The sequence below is a fragment of the Pseudomonas sp. TSO6 genome (assembly GCF_056098905.1).
Genome location: NZ_JBLZWV010000013.1, coordinates 1 through 16234, shown reverse-complemented (window position 1 = coordinate 16234; position 16234 = coordinate 1). Strand labels below are relative to the sequence as shown.

General features: G+C 63.9%; 15 protein-coding genes. 11 read left to right on the top strand and 4 right to left on the bottom strand.

Going from position 1 to position 16234, the window contains the following annotated elements; all coding sequences use genetic code 11:
* Window positions 1–121 precede the first annotated feature (121 nt).
* Both olsB and ACN6NG_RS04155 read left to right on the top strand, forming a co-directional pair.
* Window positions 122–877, top strand: coding sequence for an L-ornithine N(alpha)-acyltransferase (gene olsB, locus ACN6NG_RS04160; RefSeq protein ID WP_474313012.1), 756 nt, complete (start codon window positions 122–124; stop codon window positions 875–877).
* On the top strand, window positions 877–1665 hold the full coding sequence (locus tag ACN6NG_RS04155) for a lysophospholipid acyltransferase family protein (protein WP_063422281.1): 789 nt from the start codon (window positions 877–879) through the stop codon (window positions 1663–1665). The genes olsB and ACN6NG_RS04155 overlap by 1 nt, the downstream gene beginning before the upstream one ends.
* Before the next feature lie 132 nt (window positions 1666–1797).
* On the opposite strand, the gene ACN6NG_RS04150 is transcribed toward ACN6NG_RS04155, so the two are convergent.
* Window positions 1798–2379: an acyl carrier protein phosphodiesterase gene (locus tag ACN6NG_RS04150; protein WP_474313011.1), complete on the bottom strand. Its 582-nt coding sequence runs from the start codon at window positions 2377–2379 to the stop codon at window positions 1798–1800.
* 150 nt (window positions 2380–2529) lie between these two features.
* On the opposite strand from ACN6NG_RS04150, the gene ACN6NG_RS04145 reads away from it, so the two are divergent.
* Together ACN6NG_RS04145 and ACN6NG_RS04140 are read left to right on the top strand one after the other, a co-directional pair.
* The gene (locus ACN6NG_RS04145) at window positions 2530–2832 is read left to right on the top strand and encodes an ArsR/SmtB family transcription factor (protein ID WP_016498090.1); all 303 of its coding nucleotides are present in this window, start codon (window positions 2530–2532) and stop codon (window positions 2830–2832) included.
* Between the two features lie 17 nt (window positions 2833–2849).
* Window positions 2850–3899, top strand: coding sequence for an alkene reductase (locus tag ACN6NG_RS04140; protein ID WP_016498089.1), 1050 nt, complete (start codon window positions 2850–2852; stop codon window positions 3897–3899).
* Window positions 3900–4028: 129 nt separating this feature from the next.
* Here the strand turns inward: ACN6NG_RS04140 and ACN6NG_RS04135 are convergent, their stop codons facing one another.
* From ACN6NG_RS04135 to ACN6NG_RS04125, 3 genes are all read right to left on the bottom strand, one after another.
* A complete protein-coding gene (locus ACN6NG_RS04135) occupies window positions 4029–4898 on the bottom strand; it encodes an ATPase (RefSeq protein WP_474313009.1) in 870 nt (289 codons plus the stop codon).
* An 87-nt stretch (window positions 4899–4985) separates the two neighbouring features.
* Entirely contained in the window at window positions 4986–5981 is a 996-nt protein-coding gene (locus tag ACN6NG_RS04130) for an NAD-dependent epimerase/dehydratase family protein (RefSeq protein ID WP_474313008.1), read from the bottom strand.
* Between the two features lie 49 nt (window positions 5982–6030).
* Window positions 6031–6921 (bottom strand): LysR family transcriptional regulator ArgP, encoded by an 891-nt coding sequence (locus ACN6NG_RS04125; protein ID WP_016498086.1) that lies wholly within the window; start codon window positions 6919–6921, stop codon window positions 6031–6033.
* A 99-nt stretch (window positions 6922–7020) separates the two neighbouring features.
* On the opposite strand from ACN6NG_RS04125, the gene ACN6NG_RS04120 reads away from it, so the two are divergent.
* The 7 genes from ACN6NG_RS04120 to ACN6NG_RS04090 all read left to right on the top strand — a co-directional run bounded on the left by ACN6NG_RS04120 (window position 7021) and on the right by ACN6NG_RS04090 (window position 16144).
* Window positions 7021–7620 (top strand): LysE/ArgO family amino acid transporter, encoded by a 600-nt coding sequence (locus ACN6NG_RS04120; RefSeq protein WP_049273246.1) that lies wholly within the window; start codon window positions 7021–7023, stop codon window positions 7618–7620.
* A gap of 238 nt (window positions 7621–7858) precedes the next feature.
* Window positions 7859–8455, top strand: a complete 597-nt coding sequence (locus ACN6NG_RS04115; RefSeq protein WP_474313006.1) for a superoxide dismutase — start codon at window positions 7859–7861, stop codon at window positions 8453–8455.
* Window positions 8456–8703: 248 nt separating this feature from the next.
* A complete protein-coding gene (locus ACN6NG_RS04110; RefSeq protein WP_059396327.1) occupies window positions 8704–10758 on the top strand; it encodes a putative bifunctional diguanylate cyclase/phosphodiesterase in 2055 nt (684 codons plus the stop codon).
* A gap of 158 nt (window positions 10759–10916) precedes the next feature.
* Entirely contained in the window at window positions 10917–12254 is a 1338-nt protein-coding gene (locus tag ACN6NG_RS04105; protein WP_063422288.1) for an imelysin family protein, read from the top strand.
* A gap of 277 nt (window positions 12255–12531) precedes the next feature.
* Window positions 12532–13959: a di-heme oxidoreductase family protein gene (locus tag ACN6NG_RS04100; protein ID WP_474313004.1), complete on the top strand. Its 1428-nt coding sequence runs from the start codon at window positions 12532–12534 to the stop codon at window positions 13957–13959.
* Between the two features lie 20 nt (window positions 13960–13979).
* Complete coding sequence (locus ACN6NG_RS04095; protein WP_063422290.1) at window positions 13980–15044, top strand: imelysin family protein; 1065 nt, start codon at window positions 13980–13982, stop codon at window positions 15042–15044.
* 2 nt (window positions 15045–15046) lie between these two features.
* A complete protein-coding gene (locus tag ACN6NG_RS04090; RefSeq protein ID WP_063422291.1) occupies window positions 15047–16144 on the top strand; it encodes a DUF1513 domain-containing protein in 1098 nt (365 codons plus the stop codon).
* Window positions 16145–16234: the final 90 nt, after the last annotated feature.

The window sequence follows — 16234 nt, the reverse complement described above, 5'->3', positions numbered from 1 at the left end:
CGGGGGTGTCACGCAAGCATCACCAAAGATTCACAGGGGTGACACCGCGTCTACCTAGGCTGACTTTGCACAACAAAGCCGACCGGCCGCAACCCTCATGGCTGGCTTATGGAGACTCGTAATGACTCGGATCGCTCACTCTGGCGACAACAGCACTGAACGCCGTCTGCAAGCCGAACGCCTGGTTGGCGCCGCGGCGCTGCAAGAGGCCCAGGCCCTGCGTTTCAAAGTGTTCAGCGCAGAATTCAAGGCCAAGCTCAAGGGTGCCGAGCAGGGCCTGGACATGGACGACTACGACGTGCACTGCCGCCATATTGGTGTGCGTGACCTGAGCACCGGCGAGCTGGTGGCCACCACCCGCCTGCTCGACCACCAGGCCGCCAGCAGCCTGGGCCGCTTCTACAGCGAAGAAGAATTCCGCCTGCACGGCCTGTTGCAGCTGCAGGGCCCGATCCTGGAGCTGGGCCGAACCTGCGTAGCCCCCGACTACCGCAACGGCGGTACCATCGCCGTGCTCTGGGGTGAACTGGCCGCGGTGCTCAACGAGGGCCGCTACAGCTACCTGATGGGCTGCGCCAGCATCCCCATGCAGGACGGCGGCATACAGGCCCATGCCGTGATGCAGCGCCTGCGTGACCGCTACCTGTGCAACGAGCACCTGCGTGCCGAACCGAAGAAGCCGCTGCCAAGCCTGGCCCTGCCGGGTAACGTCATCGCCGAAATGCCACCGCTGCTCAAGGCCTACATGCGCCTGGGCGCGAAGATTTGCGGCGAACCGTGCTGGGACGAGGACTTCCAGGTGGCCGACGTGTTCATCCTGCTCAAGCGCGACGACCTGTGCCCGCGCTACGCCCGCCACTTCAAGGCAGCGGTGTGATGCCGAAGCTGCGGGTAGTAGCCCGCCTGATCCGACTGCTGCTGGTACTGTTGCTGGGCATGTTGATGGCCAGCCTTGTCGCCCTCGGTGAACGCCTGGGCTTCAAGGCCCCCCTCGAACGCCGCCAGCGCTGGACCTGCCTGTTCATGAAACGCCTGGTCGCCGCCCTGCCCTTCGATGTGCGGGTGGTGGGTGAGTTGCCGCAGCGGCCGATGCTGTGGGTCAGCAACCATGTCTCGTGGACCGATATCCCCCTGCTCGGCATGCTGCTGCCGCTGTCATTCCTGTCCAAGGCCGAGGTGCGTCATTGGCCGGTGGCGGGTTGGCTGGCGGAAAAAGCCGGCACGCTGTTCATTCGCCGTGGCGGGGGAGACAGCCAGCGCCTGCGCGAACAGATCGCCGGGCAACTGGGGCTGGCCCGGCCGCTGCTGATCTTCCCCGAAGGCACCACTACCAGCGGTCGCAGCCTGCGCACCTTCCATGGCCGCCTGCTGGCAGGTGCCATCGACCGCGGCGTGCCCGTGCAGCCGGTGGCTATCCAGTATTTGCGTGATGGCCAGATCGACCCGATTGCGCCGTTCATTGGCGATGATGACCTGGTGTCGCACCTGATGCGCCTGTTTGCCCAGCCGCGGAGCGAGGTGTGCATTCACCTGCTGCAACCGATTGGCAGCGTGGGCAAGGAACGTGCGGTGCTGGCGTTGCAGGCGCAGCAGGCGATTCACCTGGCGCTGTTTGGGGTTGAAGAAGTTGAAGCAGCGCCAAGGCGGCAGGCGCGGGCTGCCTGATTTTTTTGTGCTGTCAGTACTGGCCCTATCGCCGGCAAGCCAGCTCCCACAGGTACTCCACAGGTCTTGAAGCTGTTGCTCAACCTGTGGGAGCTGGCTTGCCGGCGATAGGGCCGGAACAGGCGAATAAAATCAGCTGTCAGGCATGCGCGCCGCTGCAAAGGCCTGCAACTGCGGGTAGAACTCGCGAAAATCCGCCAGCAGCGGCTCATACAGCCGCTCCAGCTCCACCATCACCCCGGCCATGCCCTCAGGTCGCGACAAACGCCGGGCAATGCCGTTGAACACATGCTCCAGGGTGGCAAAATCGCCATACGCCCCTAGCCAGTCATCCGCTGCCATGAACGGTGCAATCCGCGCCAGCCGCCCCGGCAGCTCTGGCTCCGCCAGCAGCACCCGATAAAACGCGCCAGTAAACTGCTCAAGGGGCTGCTCGGCGTAGTTGCCCCAATCCCGCGCCAGGCAATGGTCGAAGAATACATCCAGGACGATGCCGGCAAAGCGCCGCCGCTCACGCGGAAAGCGCGCCAGGGCTGCCCCCACCAACGGGTGCCGATCGGTGTAGCTGTCGATATGCCGGTGCAGCCGGATAGCCGCCTCCAGCGCAGGCGGAAAGCGCCCTTCCAGCGAGCCCTTGACGAAGTCGCCATACAGGCTGCCAAGCAGTTGTTGCGGCGCCGGGCCGCCCAGGTGCAGGTGTGCGAGGTAGTTCATGGGCGCAGTCTAGCACCGCTCACCGACATATCGTTATAACGCGATATAGCGATTCGTGCTCAGCTCAGAACCTCTTCGTATTTGTATATCGGGATCGGGCGATTTACATTTCGCCCTATCGCGATATACCGCTACAACGAGCCTCAACCCATGCCTCTCGATCTCGACGAAATCATAAAAGCGCTGGCCCATCCGGTCAGGCGAGAAATCCTCAGCTGGCTGAAAGACCCGGCAACGCAGTTCCCCGACCAGTACCACAGCACCGAAAACGGTGTGTGTGCCGGGCAGATCGACCAACGCTGCGGCTTGTCGCAGTCGACCGTCTCCGCCCACCTGGCCACCTTGCAGCGCGCCGGGCTGATCAGCAGCCAGAAGATTGGCCAATGGCACTTCTTCAAACGCAACGAAGCCACCATCGAGGCGTTCCTCGAACAACTGCGCCAAGCACTTTGACAAGGCAGGTAACCGCTATGACCACGCTTTTCGATCCGATTACCCTGGGCGACCTGCAACTGCCCAACCGCATCATCATGGCCCCGCTCACCCGCTGCAGGGCCGACGAAGGCCGCGTACCCAATGCGCTGATGGCCGAATACTATGTGCAGCGCGCCAGCGCCGGGCTGATCCTCAGCGAGGCGACTTCGGTCAGTGCCATGGGCGTCGGCTACCCGGATACCCCCGGCATCTGGAACGATGAGCAGGTGCGTGGCTGGAACAACGTCACCAAGGCCGTGCATGCCGCCGGCGGGCGCATCTTCCTGCAGCTGTGGCACGTTGGCCGTATCTCCCACCCCAGCTACCTGAACGGCGAGCTGCCGGTTGCCCCCAGCGCGATCCAGCCCAAGGGCCATGTAAGCCTGGTGCGCCCGCTGAGTGACTACCCCACCCCGCGCGCGCTGGAAACCGAGGAAATCAACGACATCGTCGAGGCCTACCGCAGCGGTGCCGAAAACGCCAAGGCTGCCGGTTTCGATGGTGTAGAGATTCACGGCGCCAACGGTTACCTGCTTGACCAGTTCCTGCAAAGCAGCACCAACCAGCGTACCGACCGCTATGGCGGGTCGCTGGAAAACCGTGCACGCCTGCTGTTGGAGGTGACCGATGCGGCCATCGAAGTGTGGGGCGCGAACCGCGTAGGCGTGCACCTGGCGCCGCGTGCCGATGCTCACGACATGGGTGATGCCGACCGCGCCGAAACGTTCAGCTATGTGGCTCGCGAGCTGGGCAAGCGGGGCATTGCCTTTATCTGCTCGCGGGAGCGGGAAGCCGATGACAGCATCGGCCCATTGATCAAAGAAGCGTTCGGCGGCTTGTACATCGTCAACGAGCGGTTTGACAAAGCCAGCGCCAATGCGGCCCTGGCCAGTGGCAAGGCCGATGCAGTGGCGTTTGGGGTGCCGTTCATCGCCAACCCCGACCTGCCGGCGCGGCTGGCGGCGGATGCGCCGTTGAACGAGGCGCGGCCTGAGACTTTCTATGGCAAGGGGCCGGTGGGATATATCGATTATCCGCGGTTGTAATCATGGTTGCCGGGGCCGCTTTGCGGCCCATCGCGACACAAGGCCGCTCCCACAATGGATCGGCGTACACCGTACATTGTGGGAGCGGCCTTGTGTCGCGATAGGAGGGCAACGCCCTCCCTTGGGGCGTCACGGCCGAGCGTTGATCTGCTGTTGCAGATTCTGAACCTGGCTCTGCAAGGTATTCAGGTTGCGGGTCATCTGCGCCCGGAAGGCATCGAACTCCTGCACCGACGCACCACCGGACGCCGCAGCAGCCGGGCGGTTGTCAATCTGGCTCTTCAGCACCAGCATGTCCTGTTCCAGGCTCTGAATGGCAGCGCTGGGGTTACCCTGCTTCTTCAGCGCCGCCACATCGCTGCCCAGGCTCTTGAGCTGCCCGTCCAGCGTGCCGCCATCCACCTGCGCGGCCTTAAGCGCGGCAACCTGCTCGTTCAGGCCCTTCAACTGGGCATCCAGCTTGCCGCCATCAACCTGCCCTGAACGCAACGCGGCCAGCTCGCCATTCACCAGCTTCAACTGCGCCTGCAGCTGGCTTTGCAGCTCGGTCACAGCCTTCTGCTGTTCACGGGTATCGGCCAGCACCTGCTCCAGGCGCTTACCCAGGTCGCCGGTCTGCCCGGCTACGCCTTGCTGCAACTGGCGCAACTGCAGCTTCAGCGCCTCGCTGCTGGTTGTGACACCAGACTCGCTCGCTTCCACCTTGCCACTGATCGCCTGCAAACGCCCGGCTGCTTCTTCACTGATGCGGGCAAAGCTCTCCTGGGTCGCCACCAGCTGCTGCTCCATCAGCGAGATCTGCTGGAAGCTCCACCAGCCCAGGCCCGCCAACGCGATGAACGAGGCCCCGAGCAACGCCCACAACGGCGCCGTGCTGGCCCCGCGGGCGGCTTTCTGGCGGCTGCGCACCACGTGCGCCGGCATCAGTTCGTCATCATCAACGGTCCCCGCCCGCAAGCTGGGCACGTCATCGAAGTCATCGTGAGCATGGTTACGCATGGATACATTCAACCGCGGTAGTCGCAAAGAGGCACGAGTATAAACCGCAAGCGCGGCGCGTTGATGACCATTGTCACGCCAGCGGCTTTACTGCCTAGGCGGCAAATGCTTCCACCAACCGCAGAATTCATCCAGCGCCGTCCACAGGCTGACCTTGGGCTGGTAGTCCAGGTACTGCCGCGCACGGCTGATATCCAGGGTGAAATCACGGCTCATCACCTGCATCCCCAAGCGCGACAGGGTGGGTTGCGGGCGCCCCGGCCATAACATGCAGGCCACCTCGTTCACCGCGGCCAGGCTGTAGGCCAGGCCATAGGAACGGTAGCGGGTAACCTGCGGCAGCTGCATCTGGCGCATCACGTAGTTGACCACGTCCCACAGCGGCAGCGGCTGGTCGTTGCTGATGTTGTAGGCCTGGCCCAGCGCACGGTCATCGGCGAACAAGGCGCTGAGCAGGGCCTCGTTGAGGTTGTGCACGCTGGTGAAGTCGACTTTGTTAAGGCCGTTGCCGATGATCGCCACGCGGCCTTTGCGCTGCATCTGCATCAGCCGCGGGAAGATGCTGGCATCGCCGGCACCGGTGACGAAGCGCGGGCGCAGCGCCAGCACTTCAAGGCCGAACTCCTGGGCCCCGAACACTTTTTGCTCCGCCAGGTGCTTGGTTTGCCCATAGTGGTCGTGAAAACGACGCGGCACTTGGTCTTCACGGATGTCCAGGCGCGAGCGGCCATTGAAGTAGATCGACGGCGACGACAGGTGCACCAGGCGCCGCACATGTTCCTTCAGGCAGCCCTCGACCACGTTTTCGGTGACGACCACATTGCCCTGGTAGAAGTCCTGGTAGCGCCCCCAGTTGCCCACCGCGCCGGCACAGTGCACCACAGCCTCCATGCCCTGGCACAGGCGGCGGGCCAGCTCGGGATCACCCAGATCGCCAGGGATGAACTGGGCGCCGCGCTTGACCAGGTGCTCGACCCCTTCGGCGCGGCGGCCGCTGACCCGCACGTCCAGGCCCTGCTCCAGGGCGAAGCGCGCAAAGCGCCCGCCAATGAAGCCACTCGCGCCGGTGACCAGAATTCGCATGTAAGACTCCGTCTTGCCAGATTTCAGATGCAACTGACGCCAGCCGTGGCTACAAGGGCACCAGCCATTGCTGCGCGGTGTGCCGCAGGTGGTCGGTCAGCTGCGCGAGCAATTGCCCGCCATTGCGCCAATGATGCCAGTACAGCGGCACGTCGATGGGGGTATCGCTGCAGATTTCCACCAACTGCCCGCTGGCCAGCTGCTCCCGAGCCTGCAGTTCGGGCACCAGCCCCCAGCCCAGCCCGGCCTCGGTCATGCGCAGGAAGCCTTCGGACGACGGGCACAGGTGGTGCAGGAAACCGTCCTCGATGCCCAGTGATGCCAGGTAACGATGCTGCAGGAAATCATCCGGGCCGTACACGATAGCGGGGGTGCGGGCCAGGCGGCTGGCGACAAAACCCTGGGGGAAATGCCGCGCCATGAAGCCGGGGCTGGCCAACGCCCGGTAGCGCATGGCCCCCAGCAGCAGGCTGCGTGCCCCGGCAACCGGGCGCTCACTGCCACACAGGCAGGCCGCCACTTCGCCGGCACGCATGCGTTTCAGGCCCACTTCCTGGTCTTCTACCACCAGGTCGGTCAGCACGTTCTGCTGCGCACAGAAGTTGCCCACCGCACCGGCCCACCAGGTGGCCAGGCTATCGGCGTTCAGGGCGATGCGCAGGCGCTCCGGCATGCCCTCTTCGTCCAGCGCCGGCACCTGGCGCTGCAAGTCACGTTCAAGCAGACGCACCTGCTGCACATGGTTGAGCAACTGGCGGCCGACTTCGGTCGGGCTCGGCGGCGTGGCACGCACCAGCACCGGTTGCCCGACCCGCGCTTCGAGCAGCTTGATGCGCTGGGAGATGGCCGACTGCGACAACCCGAGCACTTGCGCGGCACGCTCGAAACCACCCTGTTCGATCACCGCCGCCAAGGCGGCGAGCAACTTGTAGTCGAACATCGATTTTCCTAATGCCTGATCAGCTTTATTTGTTTTTCTTATACAGCGCCAACCACCACAATGGCCAGCATCTTTCGTTTCCTTTATGGAGGGCACGCCATGTGGCAAAGCTATCTCAACGGCATGCTGGTGGCCTTCGGCCTGATCATGGCCATCGGCACCCAGAATGCCTTCGTCCTCGCCCAGAGCCTGCGCCGCGAGCATCACCTGCCGGTAGCGGCGCTGTGCATTGTCTGTGACGCGCTGCTGGTGGCTGCCGGGGTATTCGGCCTGGCCACGGTGCTGGCGCAAAACCCGACCTTGCTGGCCGTTGCGCGCTGGGGCGGCGCGTTGTTCCTCATCTGGTACGGCGCCAAAGCCCTGCGCAGTGCCTTTTCCAAACAAAGCCTGCAACACCAGGAAGGCCAAGGCATGCGCTCGCGCCGTGCCGTACTGCTCAGTGCGCTGGCAGTAACGCTGCTGAACCCGCACGTCTACCTTGATACGGTGTTGCTGATCGGCTCGCTGGGCGCCCAGCAGACCGAGCCTGGCGCCTATGTGGCCGGGGCGGCCAGTGCGTCGCTGCTGTGGTTCTCGACCCTGGCGATCGGTGCGGCCTGGCTGGCACCGTGGCTGGCCCGCCCGGCGACCTGGCGCATGCTCGACCTGATGGTGGCGGTGATGATGTTCGCGGTGGCGGCGCAGTTGATTTTCAACTGAGCTCTGGCCTGCATGGCCCGGCACACATCGGTTGGCCTGGAAACGACCACCACTGGTCGGTACCCGCCAACCGCTGCGGAACCTCTATTCCCTATGTTTGTTGCGTGGTTATGCGCCGGGGCTGGTGCTATGATCGACCCCTTGCGTCGCAAAGAGTACAAACTCGCCGACGCTCATAGGGCCGCCCGTGATCGGCCCTGCGCAAACCGCGAACTAGACCTGAATCAGGAGATCCACCATGGCTTTTGAATTGCCGCCGCTGCCGTACGCCCACGATGCCCTGCAGCCGCACATCTCCAAGGAAACCCTGGAGTATCACCACGACAAGCACCACAACACCTATGTCGTGAACCTGAACAACCTGGTCCCAGGCACCGAATTCGAAGGCAAGACCCTGGAAGAGATCGTCAAGACCTCTTCGGGTGGCATCTTCAACAACGCCGCTCAGGTCTGGAACCACACCTTCTACTGGAACTGCCTGGCACCTAAAGCCGGTGGCCAACCGACCGGTGCCCTGGCTGACGCCATCAACGCCGCTTTCGGTTCCTTCGACAAGTTCAAGGAAGAGTTCACCAAGACTTCGGTTGGCACCTTCGGTTCCGGCTGGGGCTGGCTGGTGAAGAAAGCTGACGGTTCCCTGGCCCTGGCCAGCACCATCGGCGCCGGTTGCCCGCTGACCAGCGGCGACACCCCGCTGCTGACCTGCGACGTCTGGGAACACGCCTACTACATCGACTACCGCAACCTGCGTCCGAAGTACGTCGAGGCGTTCTGGAACCTGGTCAACTGGGCCTTCGTTGCCGAGCAGTTCGAAGGCAACACCTTCAAGGCCTGAGTCCTTCAGCCCTGAACGTAAAGACCCGGCCATGTGCCGGGTTTTTTTATGCCTGTGCCCGCGAAGAGGCCGGCACGGTTTTGCTTGCTCAGCCCGTATACCGCGCTAACATCAAACCTCTGGAAGATTGACACAGCGCACTCAAGTTGCGGGGTCAGGCAACCGATACACTGCTCATGATCGGCCGGTAGTGTATCGTCATCGTTGATGGCAAAATGATGCCATGCGCATGGATTAAGGAAACCCCATTGAAGCTGGAATTGCGGAACAGCTTGTCGGTCAAGTTGCTCAGGGTCGTGCTGCTGTCGGCGTTGGCGGTTGGCGTCGTGCTCAGCTGTGCGCAAATTGTCTACGACACTTACAAGACCCGCCAGGCCGTGAACAACGATGCCCAGCGCATCCTCGACATGTTCCGCGACCCCTCCACCCAGGCGGTGTACAGCCTCGACCGCGAAATGGGCATGCAGGTGATGGAAGGCCTGTTCCAGGACGAGTCGGTGCGCATGGCGTCCATCGGCCACCCCAACGAAACCATGCTGGCAGAAAAGTCCCGCCCGCTGCAGGACATGCCCATGCGCTGGCTGACCGACCCGATCCTCGGCCAGGAACGCACCTACACCACGCAACTGGTCGGCCGCGGCCCCTACAGCGAATACTACGGCGACCTGAGCATTACCCTGGACACCTCGTCCTACGGCGAAGACTTCCTGATCAACGCGGTGATCATCTTCATTTCCGGCGTACTGCGGGCCTTGGCCATGGGCCTGGTGCTGTACCTGGTCTACCACTGGCTGCTGACCAAGCCGCTGTCCAAGATCATCGAGCACCTCACCCAGATCAACCCCGACCGCCCCAGCCAGCACCAGATACCGCTACTCAAGGGCCACGAAAAGAACGAACTGGGCCTCTGGGTCAATACCGCCAACCAGCTGCTGGCATCGATCGAGCGCAATACCCACTTGCGCCATGAAGCCGAAAACAGCCTGCAGCGCATGGCCCAGTACGATTTCCTCACCGGCCTGCCCAACCGCCAGCAACTGCAGCAGCAACTGGACAAGATTCTCGTCGACGGCGGCCGCCTGCAACACCGTGTGGCGGTGCTGTGCGTGGGCCTGGACGACTTCAAGGGCATCAACGAGCAGTTCAGCTACCAGGTCGGTGACCAGCTGCTGCTGGCCCTGGCCGACCGCCTGCGGGCCCACAGCGGCCGCCTGGGCGCTTTGGCGCGGCTAGGCGGTGACCAGTTTGCCCTGGTGCAGGCCAATATCGAGCAGCCCTACGAGGCGGCCGAACTGGCGCAAAGCATCCTCGACGACCTGGAAGTGCCCTTCGACCTCGACCACCACCAGCAGATCCGCCTGCGCGCCACCATCGGCATCACCCTGTTCCCCGAAGACGGCGACAGCACCGAGAAACTGCTGCAGAAAGCCGAACAGACCATGACCCTGGCCAAGGCCCGTTCGCGCAACCGCTACCAGTTCTACATCGCCAGCGTCGACAGCGAGATGCGCCGCCGCCGCGAGCTGGAAAAGGACCTGCGCGAAGCCCTGCCGCGCAACCAGCTGTACCTGGTGTACCAGCCACAGATCAGCTACCGCGACCACCGCGTGGTCGGCGTCGAGGCGCTGCTGCGCTGGCAGCACCCGGAGCTGGGCATGGTCCCGCCGGACCAGTTCATTCCGCTGGCCGAACAGAACGGCAGCATCATCAGCATCGGCGAATGGGTACTGGACCAGGCCTGCCGGCAACTGCGCGAATGGCACGATCAAGGCTTCAGCGAGCTGCGCATGGCGGTCAACCTGTCCACCGTGCAGCTGCACCACAGTGAACTGCCGCGGGTGGTCAACAACCTGCTGCAGGCCTACCGCCTGCCGCCACGCAGCCTGGAGCTGGAAGTGACCGAGACCGGCCTGATGGAAGACATCAGCACGGCCGCCCAGCACCTGCTGAGCCTGCGCCGCTCCGGGGCGCTGATTGCCATCGACGACTTCGGCACCGGCTATTCGTCGCTCAGCTACCTGAAATCACTGCCGCTGGACAAGATCAAGATCGACAAGAGCTTCGTCCAGGACCTGCTCGACGACGATGACGACGCCACCATCGTTCGCGCCATCATCCAGCTGGGCAAGAGCCTGGGGATGCAGGTGATTGCCGAAGGGGTGGAAACCGCCGAACAGGAAACCTACATCGTTGCCCAGGGCTGCCACGAGGGCCAGGGCTATCACTACAGCAAGCCGCTGTCGGCCCGTGAGCTGACCAGTTTCCTCAAGCAGGCGCAGCGCAATCAGGTTTCGATGCTCTGAGCCGGCCTGCCGGGTTACAGGCTGTGACCGGCAATTACATGAATTGCACGCCCGCCCCTTTACAGCAAATGCAAATCTTTCGCATGATGTTGCGGTTTCGCGTGCCACGGCGCACGGTCCACCCCTTGGTCCAACCACACGATGCAGGAAAACCAATAATGATTCGAATGCCTCTGGCCTCCGCCAGTCTGCTGGCCATTGCCATCGCTCTCGCCGGTTGCGGTGAAAAGGACGACAAAGCCGCCGCGCCGCAAGCCCAGGCACCTGCTGCTGCCGCCAGCACCACCGCTGCTGCGCCAGGGGCTGTCGACGAAGCCGCCGGCAAAGCCGTGGTCAAGCACTACGCCGAAATGGTCTACGCCGTGTACAGCGACTCGCTGAGCACCGCCAAGGCCCTGCAGACCGCAGTCGACGCGTTCCTGGCCAAGCCCAACGACGAAACCCTGAAGGCCGCCAAGGAAGCCTGGTTCGCCTCGCGCGTACCGTACCTGCAGACCGAGGCCTTCCGCTTCGGCAACACCATCATCGACGACTGGGAAGGCCAGGTGAACGCCTGGCCGCTGGACGAAGGCCTGATCGACTACGTCGACAAGAGCTACGAGCACGCCTTGGGCAACCCGGCCGCCGGCGCCAACATCATCGCCAACACCGAGATCCAGGTGGGCGAAGAGAAGGTCGACGTCAAGGACATCACCCCCGAGAAGCTGGCCAGCCTGAACGAACTGGGCGGTTCTGAAGCCAACGTGGCCACCGGCTACCACGCCATCGAGTTCCTGCTCTGGGGCCAGGACCTGAACGGCACCGGCCCAGGCGCTGGTAATCGCCCTGCGTCGGACTACCTGGAAGGCCAGGGCGCCACTGGCGGCCACAACGATCGCCGCCGTGCCTACCTGAAAGCGGTCACCGACCTGCTGGTCAAGGACCTCGAAGAGATGGTCGGCAACTGGGCGCCGAACGTTGCCGACAACTACCGTGCCACCCTGGAAGCGGAGCCGGTCAACGACGGCCTGCGCAAGATGCTGTTCGGCATGGGCAGCCTGTCGCTGGGTGAACTGGCTGGCGAGCGCATGAAAGTTTCGCTGGAAGCCAACTCGCCGGAAGACGAGCAGGACTGCTTCAGCGACAACACCCACTACTCGCACTTCTATGACGCCAAAGGCATCCGCAACGTCTACCTGGGCGAGTACACCCGCCCGGACGGCACCAAGGTAAGCGGCCCGAGCCTGTCGTCGCTGGTCGCCAAGGCAGACCCGGCCACCGACGCCACCCTCAAGGCCGACCTGGAAGCCACCGAAGCCAAGATCCAGGTGATCGTCGACCACGCCCTCAAAGGCGAGCACTACGACCAGCTGATCGCTGCCGACAACGCAGCCGGCAACCAGATCGTGCGTGACGCCATCGCCGCCCTGGTCAAGCAGACCGGTGCGATCGAGCAGGCTGCAGGCAAGCTGGGTATTGCCAACCTGAACCCGGACACCGCAGATCACGAATTCTGATCTTGCTGTAGCGGTTCTCAGAAAAGGCGGCCTTCGGGTCGCCTTTTTGGCATCTAGCCCTATCGCCGGCAAGCCAGCTCCCACAGGTACTCAACAGGTTTTGAGGCTGGTGGTTTACCTGTGGGGGCAGGCTTGCCGGCGATAGGGCCCGACCAGGCCATCACAAACACTGGCCAACTGACACCGATTTCATCCAGCAATTGCAAATTGCTCTTATTCAAACACCCCCACTTTGCTAAGCTTGCACGCCGGTTTTCGCTCACGCCCAGGATCCTTGATGTCCTCGTCGCTGTCCCGACTTTCCCCCCTGCTGCTAACCCTTGCCCTCGCCGCCTGTGACGACGCCCCGCGTTTCACCCAGGCCGAGCCCGGCGAAGCGTTGTCGGGTGGCAAGGCGACCGTGCAGCGCAGCGACCGCAACGCCTATTCATTGCCCTCGGCCAACCTCTCGCCCGAGCGGCGCCTGGACTTCGCCGTGGGCAACAGCTTCTTCCGCAACCCCTGGGTGATCGCCCCGTCCACCACCACCGCACGTGATGGCCTGGGCCCGCTGTTCAACACCAACGCCTGCCAGAACTGCCATGTGCGCGATGGCCGTGGCCACCCGCCAGAGCCGGATGACAGCAACGCGGTGGGCATGCTGGTACGCCTGTCGATCCCCGACCAGCCCTACCTCGCCAAAGTCATCGAGCGCCTCGGCGTGGTACCGGAGCCGGTGTACGGCACCCAGTTGCAGGACATGGCCATCCCTGGCGTGGCGCCAGAAGGCAAGGTGCGGGTGACCTACACCCAGGAAACCGTGTCGTTCAAGGACGGCCACCAGGTCGAGCTGCGCAAGCCAACCCTGCAGATTACCCAGCTCGGCTATGGCGTGATGCACCCCGACACCCGTTTTTCGGCGCGGGCAGCCCCCCCGATGATCGGCCTGGGCCTGCTCGAAGCCATCCCCGAAGCCGACCTGCTGGCCAACGAAGACCCGGACGACCACAACCGCGACGGCATTCGCGGGCGGGCCAACCGGGTGTGGGACGACGCCCAGGGCAAGACCGTGGTCGGTCGCTTCGGCTGGAAGGCCGGGCAGCCCAACGTCAACCAGCAGAACGTGCACGCCTTTGTCGGCGACATGGGCCTGACCAGTACCCTGCAACCCAAGGACGATTGCACCCCTGCCCAGGCCGACTGCCTGGCCGCGCCCAACGGTGACGGCGCCGATGGCGAGAAGGAAGTCAGTGACAATATCCTGCGCCTGGTGACCTTCTACACCCGCAACCTGGCCGTACCGGCCCGCCGCGATGTGGGCGCGCCGCAGGTGCTGGCGGGCAAGAACCTGTTCTACCAGGCTGGTTGCCAGGGTTGCCACACACCGCAGTTCACCACCGCTGCCGATGCCGCCGAGCCGGAGCTGGCCAATCAGGTCATCCGCCCCTACAGCGACCTGCTGCTGCATGACATGGGCCCGGGCCTGGCTGACGAACGCACCGAATTTGCCGCCAACGGCCAGGACTGGCGGACCCCGCCACTGTGGGGCGTGGGCCTGAACGAAACGGTCAGCGGCCACAGCCAGTTCCTGCACGACGGCCGCGCCCGCAACCTGCTTGAAGCCGTGCTCTGGCATGGTGGCGAAGCCGACGCGGCACGCAATTTCGTACTCACTTTCAATGCCGAGCAACGCGCCGCGTTGCTGGCGTTCCTGAACTCACTTTAAAACGCGCAAAGGAGCCGGGCATGTTCCGACCCAAACTGTTGTTCACCAGCCTCGCCGCACTCGCCCTCGGTGCCTGCTCGCCGCAGGATCCGCAAGCAGTGACCTCTGCCGCCATCGCCAAACAGGTCATTCTGCCCACCTACAGCCGCTGGGTCGAAGCCGATCGCGCGCTGGCCGCCAGCGCCCTGGCCTACTGCGAAGGCAAGGAAGACCTGGACAAGGCCCGCGCCGACTTCCTCAACGCGCAAAAGGCCTGGGCCGAGTTGCAGCCGCTGCTGGTCGGCCCGCTGGCCGAAGGCAACCGCGCCTGGCAGGTACAGTTCTGGCCCGACAAGAAGAACCTGGTCGGCCGCCAGGTCGAACAGCTGGTCAATGGCGACAAGCCGGTCGATGCCGCGACCCTGGGCAAGTCCAGCGTGGTGGTTCGTGGCCTGTCGGCCTACGAGTACATCCTGTTCGACAGCAAGCCGGACATCGCCACTGCCGAGCAGAAAGCCCGCTACTGCCCGCTGCTGGTGGCCATCGGTGAACACCAGAAGGTGCTGGCCGAGGAGATCCTCAAGGGCTGGAACAGCACCGACGGCATGCTTTCGCAGATGACCAAGTTCCCGAACCAGCGCTACGCTGACTCTCACGAGGCAATCGCCGACCTGCTGCGCTCCCAGGTCACCGCCCTGGATACCCTGAAGAAGAAGCTGGGTGCGCCGATGGGTCGCCAGAGCAAGGGCATCGCGCAGCCGCTGCAAGCCGAAGCCTGGCGCAGCCACAACTCGCTGAAAAGCCTGGAGGCCACCCTCAAGGCCGCCGAAACCGTTTGGGTCGGGGTCGACAACCAGGGCCTGCGCGGCCTGCTGCCCAGCGATCAGAAAGCACTGGCGGACAAGATCGACGCCGCCTACGCTACCTCGCTCAAACTGCTGGCCGACAACCAGAAAACCCTCGGTGAGCTGTTGGCCGACGACGCGGGCCAGCAAACCCTCAACCAGATCTACGACAGCCTCAACGTCGTCCACCGCCTGCACGAAGGCGAACTGGCCAAGGCGTTGAACATCCAGCTGGGCTTCAATGCCAACGACGGTGACTGATCATGCTGCGACGCCAGGCACTCAAACTCGGTAGCGTATTGCTCAGCGCCCTCACCTTGGGCGGCTGGAGCCTGTTCCGCAAAAAAGGCAGCGAACCATTGCTGCTCTCGGCGCGTGACGACGGCGACGGCAAGCACTATGCCGTCGGTTTCCGCCTGGACGGCACCCAGGTGTTCAGCACCCAGGTCGCCCAGCGTTGCCATGCCATCATCCACCACCCCGAGCAGCCGATCGCCCTGTTCGTCGCCCGCCGCCCCGGTACCGAAAGCTACCTGATCGACTTGCGCGACGGGCGCCTGCTGCAAACGTTAGCCTCGCAGCCGAACCGGCACTTCTACGGCCACGCCGTGGTGCACAAAGGCGGCGAATGGCTGTATGCCACCGAGAACGACACCACCGACCCGGGCCGGGGCGTGCTCGGCGTGTACCGCTTCGAAGGTGAACGCCTGGTACACACCGGCGAGATTCCGACCCACGGCATCGGCCCGCACGAGGTGGCCTGGCTGCCCGATGGCGAAACGCTGATCGTGGCCAACGGCGGTATTCGCACCGAAGCCGAAAGCCGGGTGGAGATGAACCTCGACGCCATGCAGCCGAGCCTGGTGCTGATGCAACGCGACGGCACCCTGCTGAGCAAGGAAACCCTGGCCCAGCAGATGAACAGCGTGCGCCACCTGGCGGTGGGCAGCGATGGCACCATCGCCGCCTGCCAGCAGTTCATGGGCGATGCCGATGAAACTGCCGAGCTGCTGGCGATCAAGCGCCCGGGCGAGCCGTTCAAGGCCTTCCCGGTGCCAGAGCGGCAGTTGCAGGCCATGGCCCAGTACACCGCAAGCGTTGCCATCCACAGCGAACTGCGGCTGGTGGCACTGACCGCGCCGCGGGCCAACCGCCTGTTTGTCTGGGACCTGGACAGCGGCGCAGTTCGCCTGGATGCACCCATGCCTGATTGCGCAGGGGTTGGCGCGGTGAAAGACGGCTTTGTCGTCACCTCCGGGCAGGGCCGTTGCCGGTTCTACGATTGCCGCAAGGCCGAACTGGTCGGGCAGCCGATGAACCTGCCATCCGGCTTCTGGGACAACCACCTGCATCTCGTCTGATTCATCCGCTGCCTTCACCGGCCCTATCGCCGGCAAGCCAGCTCCCACAGGTACGCCGCAGGTTTCAGGACCTGTGGTGTACCTGTGGGA

Bases quoted from the DNA above. Each gene is read 5' to 3' on its own strand.
- ACN6NG_RS04125 (WP_016498086.1), bottom strand. From the start codon at position 6,921: ATGTTCGACTACAAGTTGCTCGCCGCCTTGGCGGCGGTGATCGAACAG.
- ACN6NG_RS04115 (WP_474313006.1), top strand. From the start codon at position 7,859: ATGGCTTTTGAATTGCCGCCGCTGCCGTACGCCCACGATGCCCTGCAG.
- ACN6NG_RS04130 (WP_474313008.1), bottom strand. From the start codon at position 5,981: ATGCGAATTCTGGTCACCGGCGCGAGTGGCTTCATTGGCGGGCGCTTT.
- ACN6NG_RS04145 (WP_016498090.1), top strand. From the start codon at position 2,530: ATGCCTCTCGATCTCGACGAAATCATAAAAGCGCTGGCCCATCCGGTC.
- ACN6NG_RS04135 (WP_474313009.1), bottom strand. From the start codon at position 4,898: ATGCGTAACCATGCTCACGATGACTTCGATGACGTGCCCAGCTTGCGG.
- ACN6NG_RS04150 (WP_474313011.1), bottom strand. From the start codon at position 2,379: ATGAACTACCTCGCACACCTGCACCTGGGCGGCCCGGCGCCGCAACAA.
- ACN6NG_RS04140 (WP_016498089.1), top strand. From the start codon at position 2,850: ATGACCACGCTTTTCGATCCGATTACCCTGGGCGACCTGCAACTGCCC.
- ACN6NG_RS04100 (WP_474313004.1), top strand. From the start codon at position 12,532: ATGTCCTCGTCGCTGTCCCGACTTTCCCCCCTGCTGCTAACCCTTGCC.
- ACN6NG_RS04105 (WP_063422288.1), top strand. From the start codon at position 10,917: ATGATTCGAATGCCTCTGGCCTCCGCCAGTCTGCTGGCCATTGCCATC.
- ACN6NG_RS04090 (WP_063422291.1), top strand. From the start codon at position 15,047: ATGCTGCGACGCCAGGCACTCAAACTCGGTAGCGTATTGCTCAGCGCC.
- ACN6NG_RS04155 (WP_063422281.1), top strand. From the start codon at position 877: ATGCCGAAGCTGCGGGTAGTAGCCCGCCTGATCCGACTGCTGCTGGTA.
- ACN6NG_RS04095 (WP_063422290.1), top strand. From the start codon at position 13,980: ATGTTCCGACCCAAACTGTTGTTCACCAGCCTCGCCGCACTCGCCCTC.
- olsB (WP_474313012.1), top strand. From the start codon at position 122: ATGACTCGGATCGCTCACTCTGGCGACAACAGCACTGAACGCCGTCTG.
- ACN6NG_RS04120 (WP_049273246.1), top strand. From the start codon at position 7,021: ATGTGGCAAAGCTATCTCAACGGCATGCTGGTGGCCTTCGGCCTGATC.